This is a genomic window from Pantoea sp. Morm, from assembly GCF_016643525.1.
GTDB lineage: Bacteria > Pseudomonadota > Gammaproteobacteria > Enterobacterales > Enterobacteriaceae > Pantoea > Pantoea dispersa.
On the sequence record NZ_VOQX01000003.1, the window covers coordinates 19,649 to 39,140 of the forward strand.

Here is a 19,492-nt window from a genome sequence, read left to right on the forward strand (position 1 = left end):
AGCCACAATCTTCATCTGTTTGTGTTGCACAGGTGAAGGTGAATTCACTTCGCGACCACGTTACACTTCCGGCAGGAGCAAATTCAATGGTCGTTAAGCATGTCTCAGCCGCAACCGCCAGCGCGGGCGATGTTAAGAAAAGATGGGTTCACGTTTAAGCAATTTTTTGTCGCGCACGATCGCTGTGCCATGAAGGTCGGCACCGATGGGGTGCTGCTCGGCGCCTGGGCACCGGTGGCAGGCGTACGGCGCATACTGGATATCGGCTGCGGCAGCGGTCTTATTGCGCTGATGCTGGCGCAGCGCACGCCGGATGACGTCAGTATCGATGCCGTCGAACTGGAGCGCAGCGCCGCCGCGCAGGCGCAGGAGAACGTCGCCGCGTCGCCGTGGGCGCATCGCATCGCGGTGCATGCGCAGGACATCGTCAGCTGGAGTGAGCAGGCAGAAAAACGCTACTCGCTGATTGTCAGTAATCCGCCGTTTTTCACGCCGGGCATGGCCTCGGCCAGCGTCGAGCGCGATACCGCGCGCAGCACGGCAACACTTGATCATCCCACCCTGCTGCGCTGTGCGGCAGAGCTGATTGAAGAAGAGGGGCTGTTTTGCGTGGTGCTGCCCGCGGATGCCGGCGAAAACCTGATTACACTGGCGCGTGCCGAAGGCTGGCATCTGCGTTATCGCTATGATGTGGCACCTTACGCGCAGCGACCGCCGAACCGGCTGGTGCTGGGCTTTTCACCTGCCGCAGGCGAACTCGTGCAGGAGCGGCTCGCCATTCGTGATGAAGATAAAAGCTATTCGGCGGACTGGCTGAGCCTGGTAACCGATTTCTATCTGTTCCGCTAGGCTACCGGCTGCAGCACCGTTGGCTGTGCCTCGGGCAGCGTATGCGGATAGTCGCGGGTGAAGTGCAGCCCGCGGCTCTCTTTGCGCGCCAGCGCACAGCGCACCATCAGCTCTGCCACCTGTACCAGATTGCGCAGCTCCAGCAGATTGTTGGAGAGGCGAAAGTGCGCATAGTATTCATCTATCTCCTGCTGTAGCAGCGTAATGCGGCGCAGGGCGCGCTCCAGCCGCTTGGTGGTACGCACGATGCCCATGTAGTCCCACATTAACAGCCGCAGCTCATGCCAGTTGTGCTGAATCACCACCCATTCATCGGCATCGTCGACGCGGCTTTCATCCCACGCCGGCAGGTGATCGACGGCGTGCATCTGCGGCAGACGGCGCACAATATCTTCGGCCGCCGACCAGCCATACACCAGACACTCCAGCAGCGAGTTTGATGCCATGCGGTTAGCGCCGTGCAGGCCGGTATAGCTGACCTCACCAATCGCATACAGCCCGTCGACATCGGTGCGCCCATGCTGATCCACCATCACGCCGCCGCAGGTGTAATGCGCGGCGGGCACAATCGGAATCGGCTGCTGTGTCAGATCGAGGCCAAACGTCAGCAGCTTGTCATAGATCATCGGAAAGTGGGCACGCACAAAGCTGGCCGGCTGATGGCTGATGTCGAGATACATGCAGTCGACGCCCAGGCGCTTCATTTCGTGATCGATAGCGCGCGCCACGATATCGCGCGGTGCCAGTTCGGCGCGCGCATCGAAATCCGGCATAAAGCGCGAACCGTCCGGGCGCAGTAGCCAGGCACCTTCGCCGCGCAGCGCTTCGGTCAGCAAAAAGTTTTGCGCCTGCGGATGAAACAGGCAGGTAGGGTGAAACTGATTGAATTCCAGATTGGCCACCCGGCAGCCGGCGCGCCACGCCATCGCGATGCCGTCGCCGGACGCGACATCCGGATTAGTGGTGTACTGATATACCTTCGCCGCACCGCCGGTGGCCAGCACCACGCTGCGGGCGCGGCAGGTTTCAACCTGTTCGCGATTGCGATTCCAGATCCATGCGCCTACCACGCGCCGCGTTCCGGGCAGGCCAATTTTATCGGAGAGGATTAAATCCACCGCGTTGGCACGCTCAATAACGCGAATATTGGGATGGCTGAGCGCCTGGCTGACCAGCGTGGTTTCGACCGCGCGCCCGGTGGCGTCGGCGCTGTGTAAAATACGGCGATGGCTGTGACCGCCTTCGCGCGTCAGGTGATAGCGCGCATTGCCGTTATCCTGTGGCTCGCGATCAAACGCCACGCCGTTATCGATCAGCCACTGTACGCACGGGCGCGCATTGCTGGCGATAAAATTCACCGTCTCACGATCACACAGGCCTGCGCCGGCAATCAGCGTATCTTCGACGTGTGATTCAATGCTGTCGTTTTCATCAAACACCGCCGCAATCCCGCCCTGTGCATACAGCGTGGAGCCTTCGCTAATCTGCGCTTTACTCAGCACCGTTACCTGATAATGCGGTGCCAGCCGCAGCGCCAGAGATAAACCGGCCGCGCCGCTGCCAACAATCAGTACATCACAGCTATGATCGGGAATGGGGTTCATGATGTTTAATTTACTAAACAAAAGGTCCCCCGAGCATAAGCCCGGACGCCGCTGGTGTGAAGTATTTTGAACAAAAAACGCGGGATAATTCGACGCAATAATCAGATTGTAATGCGATTTCAGTAAGTTATGTCTGAAAATAAGCGATTAGTGTTTTTTATACCAAACACGCTGAAAATTCAGGGAATAAAGGTGAAAAATGCGGCGTCATAGGGTACTCTGCCAGCGATTATCGGTGCCGCCAACGACACCACCAGTGCGGTAAGTCGCTACACTGAAAGACCATCAACAACAACGATGTCAGGGCACCGGTACAGAAAATATCAGGTCGTGGTGAACTTCAGGCCAGAACGGGACTCTAAGCGCATGCTTGCTCACAATAAATGAGATGTGCTGGCAGTTCACTTACGCATAAAAGAGATTTGGGGAGACATTACCTCGGATGAGCGAGCAGTTAACGGATCAGGTTCTCGTTGAGCGGGTTCAGAAAGGAGATCAAAAGTCATTTAATTTACTGGTGATCCGATACCAGCATAAAGTGGCGAGCCTGGTTTCACGTTATGTCCCGTCAGGCGATGTGCCTGATGTGGTTCAGGAATCTTTCATTAAAGCGTATCGCGCACTGGAGTCGTTCCGGGGTGATAGCGCCTTTTACACGTGGCTGTACCGCATTGCGGTCAACACCGCGAAGAATTATCTGGTGGCTCAGGGGCGCCGGCCGCCGTCCAGCGATGTGGACGCGATTGACGCGGAAAATTTCGAAAGTGCGGGTGCGCTAAAAGAAATTTCGAACCCTGAGAACTTAATGTTGTCAGACGAACTGAAACAAATTGTTTTTCGGACGATTGAGGCGTTGCCTGAAGATCTGCGTATGGCCATCACCCTGCGGGAACTGGATGGCCTGAGTTACGAAGAGATCGCCGCCATCATGGATTGTCCGGTAGGTACTGTACGTTCACGTATCTTCCGGGCCCGGGAAGCCATTGATAATAAAGTTCAACCGCTTATCCAACGTCAGTGATAACGGCTACTGGAAGGGTACCAAAGCATGCAGAAAGAAAAACTTTCCGCTTTAATGGATGGTGAAACTTTAGATAACGAGCTGCTGGCGTCGTTATCGAAGGATGCAGATCTACAAAAAAGCTGGGAGAGCTACCATCTGATCCGCGACACTCTGCGGGGCGATGTGGGCGAAGTGCTGCATTTTGATATCTCCGCACGCGTTGCTGCCGCGATCGAAAACGAGCCGGTGCGCAAAGTGACTTCGTTGATCCCGGAAGCACAGCCGGAGCCGTCGCGCTGGCAGAAAATGCCATTCTGGCGTCGCGGTGGCGGCTGGGTTGCTCAGGTCACGCAGATCGGTGTGGCGGCCTGTGTGTCGCTGGCGGTGATCGTCGGTGTGCAGCACTACAACAGTTCACCAGCGGGTAGTGCGACGGAAACGTCGGATGCGCCAGCCTTTAATACCTTACCGATGATGGGTAAAGCGTCACCGGTCAGCCTGGGCGTGCCGTCTGATGCTTTTGACACCAACAGCTCAAATCAGCAGGTGCAGGAGCAGCGTCGACGCGTGAATGCCATGCTGCAGGATTACGAACTGCAACGCCGTCTGCATGCCGATCAGGTGCAGTTTGAAAGCAATGCGCCGCAACAGGCGCAGGCTAACGTTCCCGGAACTCAGTCGTTAGGAACTCAACAGCAGTAATGAAGCAGCTTTGGTGTGCCGTTAGCCTGCTGGCAGGCAGCCTGCTTTGGTCATCTACCGCCCCGGCGCAGACATCTGCGTCCGGGGCGTTGTTACAGCAGATGGAGCAGGCCAGCCAGAACCTCAACTACGAATTCGCCTATATCAATGTCTCACGTCTGGGCATTGAATCCCTGCGTTACCGCCATGCGGTTATCGACAATCGCGTATTCGCCCAGCTATTACAGATGGACGGACCGCGCCGTGAAGTGATCCAGCGCGGCAACGACATCAGCTATTTCGAACCGGGTCTCGATCCGTTCTCGCTGCCGGGCAACCACATTATTGATGCGCTGCCGGCGCTGATGTTCGCTGACTTCTCGCGCCTCGGCGATGCCTACGATTTTATCCCGGTAGGGCGTTCCCGCATGGCCGATCAGATGTGCGAAGTAGTGCGCATCGTGTCGCGAGACGGTACGCGTTACAGCTACGTGGTGTGGCTGGACGTCGATACCAAATTGCCGCTGCGGATTGATTTGCTGGATCGCGACGGTGAGACGCTGGAGCAGTTCCGCGTCATCAGTTTTGCCGTTGATGAAGGCGTGCGCAATCTGATGCAGGGGCTGGAAAAAGCCAATCTGCCGCCGTCGCTGTCGTTACCGGCGGGCGACAAAGTGCAGCTCAGCTGGCAACCGGGCTGGCTGCCGGCCGGCATGAAGCTGATTTCGCAAAGCCGGCGCGACATTCCGGCGATGAACAAAACCGTAGAATCCCGTCTGTACAGCGATGGCCTGTTCAGCTTCGCTATCAACATCACGCCTGCCGATAAAAGCAGTTCGCCACAGTCATTGCGCACTGGGCGTCGTACGGTACAGACCGAAGTGCGCGATAATCGTGAAATTACCGTGGTGGGCGAATTGCCGCCGACCACTGCCAAACGTATCGCGGACAGCATAGATTCAGGTGCCACAAAATGATGAGAGAATGGGCCACCGTGGTGGCATGGAAAGAGGGCGTCGCTACTCTGCATTCGGAAGCGAAAACCTCCTGCAACAGTTGTTCAGCGCGCAAAGGCTGCGGCAGCCATGCGCTCAACCAGCTGGGACCGAAAAACGCCCATGTAATGACCATCGCCAGTCCGGAGCCGCTGCAGCCGGGCCAGCGCATTGAGCTGGGCATTCGCGAAAGCAGCCTGCTCGGTTCTGCGTTGCTGGTGTATATGACGCCACTGTTTGGTCTGTTCCTGGTCGCGGGCCTGTTCCAGATGCTGTTCCACAGCGACCTTGCTGCGGCCTGCGGTGCGCTGCTGGGTGGCGTTGGCGGCTTTATTGTTGCCAAAGGGGTTTCCAGCCGGTTTGGCGATCGCGAAGCGTTCCAGCCGGTGATTCTCAGCGTTGCGCTCCCGCCTGATGCGCTACGGGTGGAAAACCACAGTTGATCCCCGTTCAGGCCGCGTATTGCGCGGCCTTTTCATTTCGTCTTAATCGCTGAATTCTGTTGCGATTCCCCGCAGTTCCATTCTTTAACGCGCGGCGTTAACAGTGTAATATGCGTCGTCATTAATGAGGCTGACAGGGTTCCGGGTAAAGCTCACTTGCCTGAATGTGTCTGTGCTCACGTTTTCAACTGATTTTCTACGTGAAGATATTCATATAAATGAAGCACATACGAAATTTCTCCATTATCGCTCACATTGACCATGGCAAATCAACGCTCTCTGACCGTTTGATTCAGATTTGCGGTGGCCTGAGCGATCGTGAGATGGCGGCGCAGGTTCTGGATTCGATGGATCTGGAGCGCGAGCGCGGCATCACCATTAAAGCGCAGAGCGTTACGCTCGATTACCACGCGCCAAACGGTGAAACTTACCAGCTCAATTTTATCGACACCCCAGGCCATGTTGACTTCTCTTATGAAGTTTCCCGCTCGCTGGCGGCCTGTGAAGGGGCATTGCTGGTGGTTGATGCAGGTCAGGGCGTTGAAGCGCAGACCCTGGCGAACTGCTACACCGCCATGGAAATGGATCTGGAAGTGGTACCGGTACTGAACAAGATCGACCTGCCTGCGGCCGACCCGGAGCGCGTGGCGGAAGAGATTGAAGATATCGTCGGCATTGACGCCGCGGATGCGGTGCGTTGCTCGGCGAAAACCGGCGTCGGCGTACCGGATGTGCTGGAACGTCTGGTGCGGGATATTCCGCCGCCGGAAGGTGATGCGGAAGGCCCGCTGCAGGCGCTGATCATCGATTCCTGGTTTGATAACTACCTCGGTGTGGTGTCGCTGATCCGTATTAAGAACGGCACGCTGCGCAAAGGTGACAAAGTGAAGGTAATGAGTACCGGCCAGGTGTACAACGCTGACCGTCTCGGCATTTTCACGCCAAAACAAATTGACCGTACCGAGCTGAAGTGTGGCGAGGTAGGCTGGCTGGTGTGCGCCATCAAAGACATCCTCGGCGCGCCGGTGGGCGATACCCTGACGCTGCAGCGCAATCCAGCGGATAAAGCGCTGCCGGGCTTCAAAAAAGTGAAGCCACAGGTGTATGCCGGTCTGTTCCCGGTGAGCTCTGACGACTACGAAGCTTTCCGTGATGCCTTAGGCAAGCTGAGCCTGAACGACGCCTCACTGTTCTATGAGCCAGAGAGCTCCACCGCGCTGGGCTTTGGCTTCCGCTGTGGCTTCCTCGGCCTGCTGCACATGGAGATCATCCAGGAGCGTCTGGAGCGTGAATACGATCTCGACCTGATCACCACCGCGCCAACGGTTGTGTACGAAGTGGAAACCACTGACGGAGAAGTGGTGTACGTCGACAGCCCATCGAAGCTGCCGCCGCTGAATAATATTGCTGAACTGCGCGAACCGATCGCTGAGTGTCATATGCTGCTGCCGCAGGAGTTTCTGGGCAACGTCATTACGCTGTGTATCGAAAAACGCGGTGTGCAGACTAACATGGTTTACCACGGCAAACAGGTTGCGCTGACCTATGAGATTCCGATGGCAGAAGTGGTACTCGACTTCTTCGACCGTCTGAAATCAACGTCGCGCGGCTATGCGTCGCTGGACTATAACTTCAAACGTTTCCAGACCTCTGACATGGTGCGCGTCGACGTCCTGATTAACTCAGAACGCGTTGATGCGCTGGCGCTGATTACGCACCGTGATAACTCACAGTATCGTGGCCGCGAGCTGGTGGAGAAGATGAAAGATCTGATCCCGCGCCAGCAGTTCGATATTGCGATTCAGGCTGCAATCGGCAACCACATTATCGCTCGCTCAACAGTGAAGCAGCTGCGTAAAAACGTCCTGGCGAAATGCTATGGCGGTGACGTCAGCCGTAAGAAAAAGCTGTTGCAGAAGCAGAAAGAAGGTAAGAAGCGAATGAAGCAGGTCGGCAACGTTGAGCTGCCGCAGGAAGCATTCCTTGCCATTCTGCATGTCGGTAAAGACAGCAAATAAGGAACTTTAATGGCTAATATGTTCGCCCTGATTCTGGTGATTGCCACTCTGTTAACCGGCATCATCTGGTGTATCGATCGCTTTAAGTGGGCCCCGGCGCGCCGGGCAAAGCAGGCGGCGGCACAGGCTCAGGCAGGTAATTCGCTCGACAGCAAAACGCTGGCCAAAGTGGCCGCGCAGCCGGGCTGGGTTGAAACCGCAGCGTCGGTGTTCCCGGTGCTGGCGGTGGTACTGATCGTGCGCTCGTTTATCTTCGAACCGTTTCAGATCCCTTCTGGCTCGATGATGCCGACGCTGCTGATTGGCGACTTCATCCTGGTGGAGAAATTTGCTTACGGCATCAAAGATCCGATCACGCAAACCACGCTGATCCCGACCGGCCATCCGCAGCGCGGAGATGTCGCGGTGTTCAAATACCCGAAGGATCCGAGCGTGGATTACATCAAGCGCGTGATCGGTCTGCCGGGCGACAAAGTGGTGTTTGATCCTTACAGCAAAACGCTGACCATCAACCCAGGCTGCGGCACGGGCAAGTGTGACACGGCGCTGCCGGTGACCTATACCAACATTGAGCCAAGCGATTTCATCCAGACCTTCAGCGGCTTTGATGGTAACGAAACCGGCAACGGTTTCTACCAGGTGCCGCAGGGCGAAACGCTGCGTGGCGGCCTGCGTCTTGGCACGCGCAAAGAGACGCTGGGCAACGTCACGCACGATATCCTGCTGGTGAACGAAGCGCAGAGCCAGGCGAGCATGTATTATCAGCAGCCGGGTCAGCCGCAGGCCACGTGGATTGTGCCGCAGGGGCAATACTTCATGATGGGCGATAACCGTGATAACAGCGCCGACAGCCGCTACTGGGGCTTTGTGCCCGAGAAGAATCTGGTCGGCAAAGCGGTTGCTATCTGGATGAGCTTTGAGAAACAGGAAGGACAGTGGCCGACCGGCGTGCGACTGAGTCGCATTGGCGGTATTCACTGATTTAAAAACGGCTGGCTTCCTGCGAGTCAGGGAGCCACTGCACACCAAACAGAACGTGCTGGACCTTCAGCCCTGTTTGGTATGCAGAGTCACAGACGCACAGAACAACTGGAATCGCATGAACCCCATCCTCATTAACAAGCTGCAGCGCAAACTGGGCTACACTTTTACTCATCCGGAATTACTGCAGCAGGCTCTGACTCACCGCAGCGCCAGCAGCAAACATAACGAGCGTCTTGAATTTCTTGGCGATTCTATCCTCAGCTATGTGATTGCCAACGCGCTGTATCACCGCTTCCCGCGCGTGGACGAAGGCGACATGAGCCGCATGCGTGCCACGCTGGTACGCGGCAACACGCTGGCCGAAATGGCGCGCGAGTTTGAGCTGGGCGAATGTCTGCGTCTTGGGCCGGGCGAGCTGAAAAGCGGCGGGTTCCGCCGGGAATCCATCCTCGCGGATACCGTAGAGGCGCTGATCGGCGGCATCTTCCTCGACAGCAACATTCAGACGGTCGAGAAGCTGATTCTCGACTGGTATCAGAATCGCCTTGAGCAGATCAGCCCGGGCGATAAGCAAAAAGATCCGAAAACGCGCCTGCAGGAGTATCTGCAGGGCCGTCATCTGCCGCTGCCGTCTTATCTGGTGGTACAGGTACGTGGCGAAGCGCACGATCAGGAATTTACCATTCACTGTCAGGTGAGTGGGATGGCTGAACCGGTGGTGGGCGTGGGCTCCAGCCGCCGTAAAGCAGAGCAGGCCGCCGCCGAACAGGCGTTAATCAAGCTCGGCCTCGAATAAATTGTCATTTCGCAGCCTCAGCAGTGAGGCTGCCCAATCAGGACCCGAATGAGCGAACTCGAAACATACAGCGGCTTTATCGCGATTGTCGGCCGGCCTAACGTCGGCAAATCCACCTTACTGAACCAGCTGCTGGGGCAGAAGGTGTCGATCACCTCGCGCAAGCCGCAAACCACGCGCCACCGCATCATGGGTATTCATACCGAAGGCGCTTATCAGGCGATCTACGTGGATACACCCGGCCTGCATATGGAAGAGAAGCGGGCGATCAACCGCCTGATGAACCGTGCTGCCAGCAGCTCCATCGGTGACGTTGAGCTGGTAATTTTTGTGGTGGAAGGCACGCGCTGGACGCCTGACGATGAGATGGTGCTGAACAAGCTGCGTGACGGCAAAGTGCCGGTGGTGCTGGCGGTAAACAAAGTCGACAACATCCAGGATAAAAGCATCCTGCTGCCGCACCTGCAGTTCCTCAGCCAGCAGATGAACTTCCTCGAGATCGTGCCGATCTCCGCCGAAACCGGTAAAAACGTGGATGCCATTGCGGAGATCGCCCGCAAGCGCCTGCCGCTGTCGGATCACCACTTCCCGGAAGACTACATCACCGATCGCTCGCAGCGTTTCATGGCTTCAGAAATCATCCGTGAAAAACTGATGCGCTTCCTCGGCGCCGAGTTACCGTATTCGGTTACCGTGGAGATTGAGCAGTTCGTCTCTAACGAGCGCGGCGGCTATGACATCAACGGTTTGATTCTGGTCGAGCGCGAAGGGCAGAAGAAGATGGTGATTGGCAACAAAGGTGCCAAAATCAAAACCATCGGTATCGAAGCGCGTAAAGACATGGAAGAGATGTTCGAGGCGAAAGTCCATCTCGAGCTGTGGGTTAAAGTGAAATCGGGCTGGGCGGACGACGAACGTGCGCTGCGCAGCCTGGGTTATACAGACGACTAATTGATGGAAGGCTGGCAACGCGCCTTTGTGCTGCATAGTCGCCCTTACAGCGAAACCAGCCTGCTGCTCGATCTGTTCAGCGAAAGTCAGGGACGCGTCCGCGTCCTTGCCAAGGGCGCACGCTCGCGCCGTTCCCAGCTTAAAGGCGCACTGCAACCCTTTACACCGCTACTGGTGCGCTGGGGCGGCCGTGGCGAAGTCAAAACCCTGCGTAACGCCGAAGCGGTGTCGCTGGCGCTGCCGCTCAGCGGCATCACGCTCTACTGTGGCCTGTATGTTAACGAGCTGCTGTCGCGGGTGCTGGAGCAGGAAATTCCCTTCTCCGAACTGTTCTTCGATTATCTCTCATGTATCCAGACGCTGGCGGCGGCCAACGGTTCGCCCGAGCCAGCGCTGCGCCGTTTTGAGCTTGCACTGCTGGGGCATCTGGGCTACGGCGTCGACTTTCTGCACTGCGCCGGCAGCGGCGAGGCGGTCGACGACAGCATGACCTACAGCTATCGCGAAGAGAAAGGTTTTATCGCCAGTCTGGTGGTCAATCAGCGCAGTTTCACCGGCCGCCAGCTGCGCGCGCTGTGGGAGCGCGAATTTCCCGACGCCGACACGCTGCGTGCCGCCAAACGCTTCACGCGCATGGCGCTGAAACCTTATCTGGGCGGTAAGCCGCTGAAGAGTCAGGAGCTGTTCCGTCAGTTTGTGCCGAAAAAACGACCGAACGTGGCAAACGACGAGCGCGGGTGATGCACCTGACAGGCTCCGCGCGTTACACTGCAAACATACTGAACACATTTAAGGATTGTCATGGCTGAGTTGCTGTTAGGGGTCAACATCGATCACATCGCCACCGTACGTAACGCGCGTGGCACAAACTATCCCGATCCGGTACAGGCCGCGTTTGTCGCGGAGCAGGCGGGCGCAGACGGCATTACCGTACATCTGCGTGAAGATCGCCGTCACATCACCGATCGCGACGTGCGGATCCTGCGCGATACCATCCATACCCGCATGAATCTTGAGATGGCGGTCACCGACGAAATGGTCGGCATCGCCTGCGACATCAAACCGCATTTTGTCTGCCTGGTGCCGGAAAAGCGCCAGGAAGTGACCACGGAAGGCGGCCTTGATGTGGCCGGTCAGCAGGATAAAGTCAACGCGGCAGTCAAACAGCTGAGCGAGGCGGGCATTCTGGTGTCGCTATTTATTGATGCCGATCAGCGCCAGATTGAAGCGGCGGTCGCCAGCGGTGCGCCTTACATTGAAATCCACACTGGCGCCTATGCTGAAGCAGCGGAAGGGCTGGCGCGCGATGCCGAACTGGCGCGTATCGCCAGCGCTGCGACCTTTGCCGCCAGCCGCGGCCTGAAGGTCAATGCTGGCCACGGTCTGACGTATCACAACGTTCAGCCGATTGCTGCGCTGCCGGAAATGCATGAGCTGAACATTGGTCACGCGATTATCGGTCGTGCGCTGTTCAGCGGTCTCGCAGCGGCGGTTAGCGACATGAAAGCGCTGATGCGGGAAGCGCGCCGCTAATGGCCATTCTGGGGCTGGGCAGCGATATCGTCGAGATCGAGCGTATCGCCGGCGTAATTGAACGCTCTGGCGATCGCCTGGCGCGCCGCGTGCTGAGCGAAGCTGAGTGGCAGCAGTATCAGGCGCATCAGCAGCCGGTGCGCTTCCTCGCCAAACGTTTTGCGGTGAAAGAGGCGGCGGCAAAAGCCTTCGGCACCGGCATTCGCGGCGGCTTAGCGTTTAATCAGTTTGAAGTGTACAACGATGCGCTGGGGAAGCCTGGCCTGCGCTTCTTTGAACAGGCCAAAGTGATTGCCAGCCAGCTGGGCGTGCAGCATGTGCACGTCACGCTGGCCGACGAGCGCCACTATGCCTGCGCCACGGTGATTATCGAAGATTAAGCGTGCAGCAGCACAAACTTCTCCCACAGCGCGTCGCGACTTTCCACGTGCTGTGGGTCTGAAAGAATAGTGTTATCAATCGGGCAGACGCTCTGACAGGTCGGCTCATCATAATGACCCACGCACTCAGTGCAGCGGTCAGCGTCGATCTGATAGATCGATTCACCCATGCTGATCGCCTGGTTCGGGCACTCAGGCTCGCACATGTCGCAGTTAATGCAGCGCTCAGTAATTATCAGTGCCATTGCATAAGCTCATCAGTTGCTTGTTTTCATTGCATGTTTCATGGTTAGTTCCGCTCTCCGGCGCAAAACGCCTGCTGAAATAGCGCTTTGCAGTGTGATTTTTCAATCGATGCAGGCGTACACCAGCGGGGCGATCCCCTGAGCGGCACGCATATTATCACGCCGGGTGGCGTTCAAAAAATGACTTAGCGTAGTATTCGGCCGCCAGCAGAACGTGGCGACGTGGCTGCGACCAGCCGATCTGATGTCGCGCCATAGCCAGAAAACCACGCAACGGTAAGCAGAGCCGTTGCGTGGTAAGCGAAATAGTGGCGGCGCTGGCCTTTATTTTACCGGTGCCAGCACGTGGGTGGCATCCAGCGTCATACAATCACCTGGACATTGATCGCTGCCGTAGATAACGGGCACCTTTGGCAAGGAAAACTTCATCGCGTGCTCTTTTTTAATCGCGTCGGCCATACCGGCAAAGGACCATGGCATACCCAGCGAAAGCGAACCGAACTCATCGTATTTTTTGGATTTTGCGACAGCAGGTAAGTTGTCGCTATCGATACGATAATAAAGCTGGCCAGAGTATTCTGCAGGCACGTTCTCTATGATTGCGCTGCTTAACAACTGATACTCGCGCTGCTGAGGCGTAGAAAAGCCCTTCTGAATATTCAGCATGCATGAGAGCACCGCAATGACGAGGCAAACGATACTGGCAGAAGTAGTTATCTTCAGCTTATTAAAGATCACGAATAAGCCAGCAATGAAGGCTGAGGTAGTGATTAACGACAGCGCGATAACCGTGCGATAGGCTGCCCAGTCCTCACTCACCAAAAGATTAGGAATGCCCGCCGCCAGCAGGAAAAACAGGAACAGAAAAGCTTTACGCGGTTTGAAATCGGGTGCCTTCACAATGCCCACGATGCTCAGTGAGCAGGAGATGATAATACTGACAATCGAGCGCCCGGTATCAAAGTTGCACAGCGCATTTCTGAGCGGCTCAGCGATAAACCAGGTGATTTTTTTCAGCGGCGCTAAGGTGATATTGGTTCTGGCCAGTACTTCATTGAACAGCACGAGCGGCAGAACTTTCGCCAGTACCAGTGCCATCACCATGCCAAATCCCAGCATCAACATCAGCTTGATCACCGCGCTGCGCTGATAATTATTCCGGGTCATGCCCAGATCGAGCAGGGCAAAGAATAAGAAGCTCATGGCTGCGGGTTGGTAAATCGCAAAGGAAAGCGTCAGGCAAATAGCTGACAGTAGCACCCGGCCCAGGCCTTTGTTTTCCGCCAGCGTTGAATAACTGATGCCCGCCAGCAGCACGGACAGGACATAAGGAAAGCAGACTGTCCAGCCGACAAAAACCTGAAATGAGGGCAGCAAACAAATCAACGTGGCAAACGTCAGACGCTGGACCGCGCTGGCGAAAATGCTGCGACGCTCAAGGAAACGGATGATGTAACCGCCCAGTAAAATCAGGCTTAATAATGAGAGTACACGAAGCCAGGTCAAATCCTGCACGTCATCGATCAGGAAAGCGAAGAAGTAACGGATAGCACCATAAAAAGGTCGGCCCGATAAGATATCCCATTTGAAAATACTGAATGCATCGGTAGTGGATGCGTATAAATAGAACCAGTCGTCGGAAAATCCGTATGTTGATAAATAAACCGGGCTATAACCGATGAGTAAAGCGACGGCAAGTATCAGATACATGGTGGAGGGATGACGCTCAAAAACTGTTTTTTTCATTTCCTGCTCTTAATCACGTAGCGTGGTCTTTGTTTGGACTCAATGTAGATTCGGCCAATATATTCGCCCAGAACACCGATGCCGATAAGTTGCACTCCACCCAAAAACAGAATGGAAACCAGCAACGAAGGGTAACCCGCCACCGGATTGCCCCAGAGCAGTTTATCGATGATCATCCAGAATCCATAAAGAAAGGAGAGTAACGCGACGCTACCGCCGATGTAACTCCAGATGCGCAAGGGGAAGGTTGAAAAACTGGTTAATCCTTCTAATGCCAGATTCCATAATTTCCAGCCATTAAATTTCGACATCCCTGTGACGCGTTCAGCCCGATCATATTCCACAATCGCTGTTTTACCGCCAACCCAGGATAAAATGCCCTTCATGAACAGATTTCTTTCCGGCAGGCTTTTTATCTGTTCTACCGTCTCGCGCGATAGCAGACGAAAATCGCCAACGTTTTCCTCTATTTTCGGCGAGCTGATTTGGTTGTGGAAGTGATAAAACCACTCGGCTGTTTTACGTTTGACATGCCCATCGGCGCTGCGATCTTTCCGTTTAGCCAGAACCACATCGGCACCCGCTTGCCAGCGTTCAACCAGTTGATGGATAACGGCGATGGGATCCTGCAGATCAACATCAATCGGGATAACCGCGTCACCGGTGGCATGCTCCAGTCCGGCAAACAACGCGGGCTCTTTGCCGAAATTGCGGGTGAATGACAGCGCAATGACCAGCGGATCCGAGATGGCCAGGGCATTGATGATGTTTTCGCTGCCATCGCTACTGCCGTCATTGATAAAAACAATTTCCACCTGATAGCCGGCTAATTCATGACGAACCGCCTGATAAAAGAGTGGAATGGTTTCCTCTTCATTGAAGACGGGCACGACGAGAGACAATTTCATTTTACTTCCCTGAAAACGATGTAATTAGAGTAGATGAAGCCGCAACCCAGGCTAATAAAGGAAAAGAGTATCAGGGTAATCACCGGGGAAAGCGTGCAGGCGTCGGCCATCCAGCCAACCAGCGCCGCCATGCCTCCCATAAAGCTGACATAAAGCAGGTAACGCAAGGGCGTGGCTGCAGAAGAGAAGGTCCAGCGGGCATTAGCAAAAAAAGAAAACGTCACCGCAACGCAGAATGCACCAAAGTTTGCCATAGCCTGGCCGGACTCGAACAGCTTGAGAATAAGCGCAAACACCGTCCAGTGAATCGCGGTGTTGATAACGCCAATTCCTGCATAACGGGAAATAAGTTTCAGCATGACGAGAGAGATGAGTAAATTTGCCCTGATCATATACATCGGAAATTATCCTGCAAGCCCGATGCTGAAAATGCGTTTAATCGGGCCAAAACAAGGATAGCGACAGGCAACAAAACCATTGCCCCGCCCGATGATCAATTTCGGACTAAGGCAGGGTGGGGAATATCCTGAGCATGGGGCAATCAGACCAGCTTTTTCACCAGCTCCTCGCTGTGACGAATATGGCTGGAGGCGCGTTCCGGATCGTTCTGCACCAGCGCCATAAACAGCAGATCGGTCAGCGCCAGCTGGGCGCTGGTGGAGGAGATGGCCGCACTGCGCGTGCTCTGCTCCTCGGCGACGGTATACAGACAGACCGTGGCGCACTGCTGCAGCGAATTCGGGGTAAAGCCGGTAAACGCCAGCACATCGGCGCCAATCGCCGCCGCTTCCTGCGCCGCGAGGTTGATCTCGCGACGTTCGCCGGTGTAGGAGATTGCCAGCAGCACATCGCCGGGTGCCATCGCCTGAACGCTGGCCAGCAGCGCGTGCATGTCCTGCTCGGCGACGGCGTTGATGCCAATCTTCATCAGCTTCCACGAAAAATCTTTCGCCACCAGCCCGGAAGCGCCAATGCCGACCAGCAGAATGCGGTTGGCGTTTTTCAGCAGCTGCAGCGTTTCCGTGAGTTTCTCTTCGCTGTTGATATCCAGCGTGGCGCGAATCGCCGAAATTTTTTCCGTCAGCAGCTTTTCGCCGACAACTTTAAGCGGATCGTCACTCAGAATGTGGTTGTGCACGGTGATGGCATCGCGGTCGGCCAGCGACTCACTCAGCGCCAGCTTCAGCGCCGGAAAGCCTTTGTAACCCAGTTTCTGGGCGAACTTCACCACGCTCGACTGGCTGACGCCTGACTCTTCCGCCAGTTTTTGTGAACTCAGATGCCGTGCCCGATCAGGCTGCGACAGCAAAAAATCCGCCAGCCGACGCTCGTTCAGCGCCAGGCGTGGGTAGAGCTGGCGAATTCGCAGCAATGAACTCATGTCCGATCCTTAATCCATAGTCCCGCACACAGCTTAGCCGCTCGCGGAAGGAAATGTCTGGCCAGGAATGTCAGATGACATCGCGCCGACGCAGAGAATAAACTATTCAAATGGCATTGTAGCCACTGGAATTAAAAATGACAGCTTTCGCCCCGGCGCGCGATGCTGGCTACACTGTAGAGCAGGTATCGCCGCGTTTAGAAAAAGGAGTCGGGTTTGACAAAGGGTTCGCATCGCCGCGTAGTATTTTTTGACCTGGACGGCACGCTGCATCAGCAGGACATGTTTGGCACATTTATGCGTTATCTGCTGCGCCGCCAGCCGCTCAATCTGGTGCTGGTGGTGCCGCTGCTGCCGGTCATCGGCATGGGTATGCTGATAAAGGGCCGCGCCGCGCGCTGGCCGATGAGCCTGCTGCTGTGGGCTATCACCTTTGGCCATCGTGAGGCCACGCTGCGCCAGCGTGAGGCCGAATTTGCCCGCTGGTTTCGCGAGCGCGTTACCGCGTTTCCGGTGGTGCAGCAGCGGCTGACTGACTACCTCAGCAGTGAAGACGCCGATGTCTGGCTGATTACCGGCTCGCCGCAGTCACTGGTGGAGCAGGTCTATTTTGATTCCGCGTTTCTGCCGCGCGTGAAGCTGATCGCCAGCCAGATGAAACCGGGCCGTGGCGGCCGGGTATTAGCCATGCGCTGTCTCGGCCATGAAAAAGTGGCGCAGCTCGAGGAGAAAATCGGTACGCCGCTGCAGCTGTACAGCGGCTACAGCGACAGCAAGCAGGATAACCCGCTGCTGTTTTTCTGCCAGCACCGCTGGCGCGTGACGCCGCGCGGTGAACTGCAACAGCTGGAGTGAATCGCAGCTGGATTCCGTCTATAATGCGCCGCCTTGTTAATCCGCAGGAGTTGCCCGTTGAACCCACAAACTGATGAATACTGGATGCGCCACGCGCTTGAACTGGCGCGGCGTGCGTGGGAGCAGGGCGAAGTGCCGGTCGGTGCGGTGCTGGTGCAGGGCGACAGAGTGATTGGCGAGGGCTGGAACCGGCCGATTAGCCAGTGCGATCCCACCGCGCATGCCGAGATTATGGCGCTGCGTCAGGGCGGAAAAGTGATTGATAACTACCGGCTGCTCGACACCACCTTATACGTAACGCTGGAGCCGTGCGTGATGTGTGCCGGTGCCATGGTGCACAGCCGGATTACCCGTCTGGTCTATGGCGCGAAGGATGAGAAAACCGGTGCTGCCGGTTCGCTACTGGATGTGATCGGCCATCCGGGCATGAATCATCAGATTGAGATTGCGCATGGCGTGCTGGCCGAGGAGTGCGCCACGCTGCTGAGCGACTTTTTCCGCATGCGGCGGGAACAGAAACGTGCGCAGCGGCAGGCGCTGCGCGCCGATTAGTTCATCGCAATCTTCGGTTCGACAGCCGGATAACCGGCACCGAGTTCCGCTTCCAGCGCCGACTGCTGCGCCAGCCGTTTCTCCTGCTCCTGCAGATAGCCTACCAGGCTGATCTGATACTTACGGATGTTCTCAACGTAGTTATAAGCTTCGTGGCCGCGCGCATAGCCATAAGTGGTCTGCGCGTAATAGCGCTTCTGGCTCAGCATCGGCAGGCGCAGCTTAACGTCGGCCCAGCTGTCCGGATTGCCACCCTGTTTGAGGGTCAGCCGGCGTGCATCCAGCATATGCGCGTAACCCATGTTGTAGGCCGCCAGCGCAAACCAGATGCGTTCATCTTCCGGAATGGTCTCCGGCACTTTTTCCATCATGCGCCGCAGGTATTCGCTGCCGCCGCGAATGCTCTGTTCCGGATCGAGACGATCGTTCACGTCGAGGCTGTCAGCGGTATTGCGCGTCAGCATCATCATGCCGCGCACGCCGGTGGGCGAGGTCGCCTGCGGATTCCAGTGCGACTCCTGGTAGGAAATCGCCGCCAGCAGGCGCCAGTCGATACTGGACGCGTACTTCTCAAACAGCGGCTTGATATCCGGCAGCGTGTTATCAATCGCCCGCAGGAAGGTGCGGGTATCGACATAATCAAAGGTGCCGACGTGGCCGAGATACTTCTCTTCCAGCCGCGCCATGGTGCCTTCTTCCCCCATCTGACTGTAGAAGTCGAGCATGGCGGCGTTCAGGCTATCGTCATCGTTACGCGGCAGATACCAGGTTACCGGCTCTTCATCGGTAATATCAAACGCCACCGCCAGCTGTGGATGGATGCGCTGCAGCAGGCCGATGGTCACCGAATCCCCCACGGTATAGTCAAGCTTGCCGTCGGCAACCGCTTCCAGCAGCGCTTTCTGGCCCATATCGGTGGAAATGGCCCAGTCGAGATCGGGGTAGCTGTCCGCTTTGGCGGAACGTAACGTTGACAGATAGGCCGAACCGGACTGCACAATCAGCCGGCCTTTCAGATCACCAAGGTTTTTGGGCCGCGGCTTGTCGATGCGATACACCAGCTGCTGCGACACGGAATAGTAGCTCGGGCCGCTCTGATAACGGCTAAGGCGCTCGCTGTTGTAGATCAGCCCGGCGGCCAGCAGGTCGGCTTTGCCGTCGTCGAGATCGTCAAACAGGTCGCCGAGGTTGGGCCGCACCGTGACTTCCAGCTTCACGCCAAGATAATCGGCGAAACGCTTCGCCAGCTCGTAGTCCATACCGGCTGGTGCATTATTGATGGTGTAGTAAGTCAGCGGCGAGTTGACGGTACTGATGCGCAACACTCCCCGCGATTTGATCTGTGATAACGCGTCTTTTCCGCCCCCGTACCAGGGGATGGACGGCCACAGCGCCAGCGCAAGCAGCACGGTGATCAGACCGATAAACAGATAATTTAATTTCAGGCGTTTCAAATAGTTGTCTCGTAATGGCTCACAGGCCTCTGTCTTTTAAAGGCAGTATTTATGTTGTTTTGCACTCCCAGAGCGAGGGGCATTTTGCGCAACAAAGCGCAACAGGGCAACTTA

The 19,492-nt window shown here is 56.3% G+C and carries 21 protein-coding genes; 14 read left to right on the top strand and 7 right to left on the bottom strand.

What is annotated here, in order from left to right:
- The first annotated feature begins 99 nt into the window (after positions 1-99).
- The gene (locus FT726_RS01655; RefSeq protein ID WP_288424070.1) at positions 100-849 is read left to right on the top strand and encodes a tRNA(1)(Val) (adenine(37)-N(6))-methyltransferase TrmN; all 750 of its coding nucleotides are present in this window, start codon (positions 100-102) and stop codon (positions 847-849) included.
- Here FT726_RS01655 and nadB read toward each other — a convergent pair.
- The gene (nadB, locus tag FT726_RS01660; RefSeq protein WP_346302359.1) at positions 846-2,453 is read right to left on the bottom strand and encodes an L-aspartate oxidase; all 1,608 of its coding nucleotides are present in this window, start codon (positions 2,451-2,453) and stop codon (positions 846-848) included. The two genes, FT726_RS01655 and nadB, sit on opposite strands and share 4 nt — an antisense overlap.
- 442 nt (positions 2,454-2,895) lie before the next feature.
- Here nadB and rpoE point away from each other — a divergent pair, with 442 nt between their 5' ends.
- The 11 genes from rpoE (at position 2,896) to acpS (ending at position 12,237) form a co-directional block, all read left to right on the top strand.
- Complete coding sequence (gene rpoE, locus FT726_RS01665) at positions 2,896-3,474, top strand: RNA polymerase sigma factor RpoE (protein WP_010617748.1); 579 nt, start codon at positions 2,896-2,898, stop codon at positions 3,472-3,474.
- Between the two features lie 27 nt (positions 3,475-3,501).
- A complete protein-coding gene (gene rseA, locus FT726_RS01670; protein WP_021506518.1) occupies positions 3,502-4,158 on the top strand; it encodes an anti-sigma-E factor RseA in 657 nt (218 codons plus the stop codon).
- Positions 4,158-5,114, top strand: coding sequence for a sigma-E factor regulatory protein RseB (rseB, locus tag FT726_RS01675; RefSeq protein ID WP_031279374.1), 957 nt, complete (start codon positions 4,158-4,160; stop codon positions 5,112-5,114). Before rseA ends, rseB begins: the two co-directional genes overlap by 1 nt.
- Entirely contained in the window at positions 5,111-5,575 is a 465-nt protein-coding gene (rseC, locus tag FT726_RS01680) for a SoxR-reducing system protein RseC (protein ID WP_021506520.1), read from the top strand. Before rseB ends, rseC begins: the two co-directional genes overlap by 4 nt.
- A gap of 218 nt (positions 5,576-5,793) precedes the next feature.
- A complete protein-coding gene (lepA, locus tag FT726_RS01685; protein WP_058758277.1) occupies positions 5,794-7,593 on the top strand; it encodes a translation elongation factor 4 in 1,800 nt (599 codons plus the stop codon).
- A 9-nt stretch (positions 7,594-7,602) separates the two neighbouring features.
- Positions 7,603-8,574 carry a signal peptidase I gene (gene lepB / locus FT726_RS01690; RefSeq protein WP_021506522.1) on the top strand — a complete coding sequence of 324 codons (972 nt, stop codon included), beginning with the start codon at positions 7,603-7,605 and terminating at the stop codon, positions 8,572-8,574.
- A gap of 118 nt (positions 8,575-8,692) precedes the next feature.
- Positions 8,693-9,373, top strand: coding sequence for a ribonuclease III (gene rnc, locus FT726_RS01695; protein ID WP_021506523.1), 681 nt, complete (start codon positions 8,693-8,695; stop codon positions 9,371-9,373).
- A 48-nt stretch (positions 9,374-9,421) separates the two neighbouring features.
- A complete protein-coding gene (era, locus tag FT726_RS01700; RefSeq protein WP_058758278.1) occupies positions 9,422-10,324 on the top strand; it encodes a GTPase Era in 903 nt (300 codons plus the stop codon).
- A gap of 3 nt (positions 10,325-10,327) precedes the next feature.
- Entirely contained in the window at positions 10,328-11,065 is a 738-nt protein-coding gene (recO, locus tag FT726_RS01705) for a DNA repair protein RecO (RefSeq protein WP_058775641.1), read from the top strand.
- A 60-nt stretch (positions 11,066-11,125) separates the two neighbouring features.
- Positions 11,126-11,857, top strand: a complete 732-nt coding sequence (gene pdxJ, locus FT726_RS01710; protein ID WP_021506526.1) for a pyridoxine 5'-phosphate synthase — start codon at positions 11,126-11,128, stop codon at positions 11,855-11,857.
- Complete coding sequence (acpS, locus tag FT726_RS01715; protein ID WP_010617758.1) at positions 11,857-12,237, top strand: holo-ACP synthase; 381 nt, start codon at positions 11,857-11,859, stop codon at positions 12,235-12,237. Before pdxJ ends, acpS begins: the two co-directional genes overlap by 1 nt.
- On the opposite strand, the gene FT726_RS01720 is transcribed toward acpS, so the two are convergent.
- From FT726_RS01720 to FT726_RS01740, 5 genes are all read right to left on the bottom strand, one after another.
- Positions 12,234-12,482 carry a YfhL family 4Fe-4S dicluster ferredoxin gene (locus tag FT726_RS01720; protein ID WP_010617759.1) on the bottom strand — a complete coding sequence of 83 codons (249 nt, stop codon included), beginning with the start codon at positions 12,480-12,482 and terminating at the stop codon, positions 12,234-12,236. The genes acpS and FT726_RS01720 overlap by 4 nt on opposite strands.
- A gap of 324 nt (positions 12,483-12,806) precedes the next feature.
- On the bottom strand, positions 12,807-14,228 hold the full coding sequence (locus tag FT726_RS01725; protein WP_346302343.1) for a glucosyltransferase domain-containing protein: 1,422 nt from the start codon (positions 14,226-14,228) through the stop codon (positions 12,807-12,809).
- The gene (locus FT726_RS01730; RefSeq protein ID WP_346302344.1) at positions 14,225-15,136 is read right to left on the bottom strand and encodes a glycosyltransferase family 2 protein; all 912 of its coding nucleotides are present in this window, start codon (positions 15,134-15,136) and stop codon (positions 14,225-14,227) included. Before FT726_RS01730 ends, FT726_RS01725 begins: the two co-directional genes overlap by 4 nt.
- Entirely contained in the window at positions 15,133-15,495 is a 363-nt protein-coding gene (locus FT726_RS01735; protein WP_031279382.1) for a GtrA family protein, read from the bottom strand. Before FT726_RS01735 ends, FT726_RS01730 begins: the two co-directional genes overlap by 4 nt.
- A gap of 182 nt (positions 15,496-15,677) precedes the next feature.
- Entirely contained in the window at positions 15,678-16,517 is an 840-nt protein-coding gene (locus FT726_RS01740; RefSeq protein WP_021506531.1) for a MurR/RpiR family transcriptional regulator, read from the bottom strand.
- 216 nt (positions 16,518-16,733) lie between these two features.
- On the opposite strand from FT726_RS01740, the gene yfhb reads away from it, so the two are divergent.
- A complete protein-coding gene (gene yfhb / locus FT726_RS01745) occupies positions 16,734-17,372 on the top strand; it encodes a phosphatidylglycerophosphatase C (RefSeq protein ID WP_010618503.1) in 639 nt (212 codons plus the stop codon).
- A 57-nt stretch (positions 17,373-17,429) separates the two neighbouring features.
- Positions 17,430-17,924 (top strand): tRNA adenosine(34) deaminase TadA, encoded by a 495-nt coding sequence (gene tadA / locus FT726_RS01750; protein ID WP_071813580.1) that lies wholly within the window; start codon positions 17,430-17,432, stop codon positions 17,922-17,924.
- Here tadA and mltF read toward each other — a convergent pair.
- On the bottom strand, positions 17,921-19,378 hold the full coding sequence (mltF, locus tag FT726_RS01755) for a membrane-bound lytic murein transglycosylase MltF (protein ID WP_021506534.1): 1,458 nt from the start codon (positions 19,376-19,378) through the stop codon (positions 17,921-17,923). The genes tadA and mltF overlap by 4 nt on opposite strands.
- Positions 19,379-19,492 lie beyond the last annotated feature (114 nt).

What these genes read in the sequence shown, in the direction of transcription:
- rseA (WP_021506518.1), top strand. Translation starts at nt 3,502, where the DNA reads ATGCAGAAAGAAAAACTTTCCGCTTTAATGGATGGTGAAACTTTAGAT.
- FT726_RS01725 (WP_346302343.1), bottom strand. Translation starts at nt 14,228, where the DNA reads ATGAAAAAAACAGTTTTTGAGCGTCATCCCTCCACCATGTATCTGATA.
- FT726_RS01735 (WP_031279382.1), bottom strand. Translation starts at nt 15,495, where the DNA reads ATGCTGAAACTTATTTCCCGTTATGCAGGAATTGGCGTTATCAACACC.
- FT726_RS01720 (WP_010617759.1), bottom strand. Translation starts at nt 12,482, where the DNA reads ATGGCACTGATAATTACTGAGCGCTGCATTAACTGCGACATGTGCGAG.
- rseC (WP_021506520.1), top strand. Translation starts at nt 5,111, where the DNA reads ATGATGAGAGAATGGGCCACCGTGGTGGCATGGAAAGAGGGCGTCGCT.
- era (WP_058758278.1), top strand. Translation starts at nt 9,422, where the DNA reads ATGAGCGAACTCGAAACATACAGCGGCTTTATCGCGATTGTCGGCCGG.
- lepB (WP_021506522.1), top strand. Translation starts at nt 7,603, where the DNA reads ATGGCTAATATGTTCGCCCTGATTCTGGTGATTGCCACTCTGTTAACC.
- acpS (WP_010617758.1), top strand. Translation starts at nt 11,857, where the DNA reads ATGGCCATTCTGGGGCTGGGCAGCGATATCGTCGAGATCGAGCGTATC.
- rseB (WP_031279374.1), top strand. Translation starts at nt 4,158, where the DNA reads ATGAAGCAGCTTTGGTGTGCCGTTAGCCTGCTGGCAGGCAGCCTGCTT.
- FT726_RS01740 (WP_021506531.1), bottom strand. Translation starts at nt 16,517, where the DNA reads ATGAGTTCATTGCTGCGAATTCGCCAGCTCTACCCACGCCTGGCGCTG.
- FT726_RS01655 (WP_288424070.1), top strand. Translation starts at nt 100, where the DNA reads ATGTCTCAGCCGCAACCGCCAGCGCGGGCGATGTTAAGAAAAGATGGG.
- pdxJ (WP_021506526.1), top strand. Translation starts at nt 11,126, where the DNA reads ATGGCTGAGTTGCTGTTAGGGGTCAACATCGATCACATCGCCACCGTA.
- rpoE (WP_010617748.1), top strand. Translation starts at nt 2,896, where the DNA reads ATGAGCGAGCAGTTAACGGATCAGGTTCTCGTTGAGCGGGTTCAGAAA.
- rnc (WP_021506523.1), top strand. Translation starts at nt 8,693, where the DNA reads ATGAACCCCATCCTCATTAACAAGCTGCAGCGCAAACTGGGCTACACT.
- recO (WP_058775641.1), top strand. Translation starts at nt 10,328, where the DNA reads ATGGAAGGCTGGCAACGCGCCTTTGTGCTGCATAGTCGCCCTTACAGC.
- FT726_RS01730 (WP_346302344.1), bottom strand. Translation starts at nt 15,136, where the DNA reads ATGAAATTGTCTCTCGTCGTGCCCGTCTTCAATGAAGAGGAAACCATT.
- nadB (WP_346302359.1), bottom strand. Translation starts at nt 2,453, where the DNA reads ATGAACCCCATTCCCGATCATAGCTGTGATGTACTGATTGTTGGCAGC.
- lepA (WP_058758277.1), top strand. Translation starts at nt 5,794, where the DNA reads ATGAAGCACATACGAAATTTCTCCATTATCGCTCACATTGACCATGGC.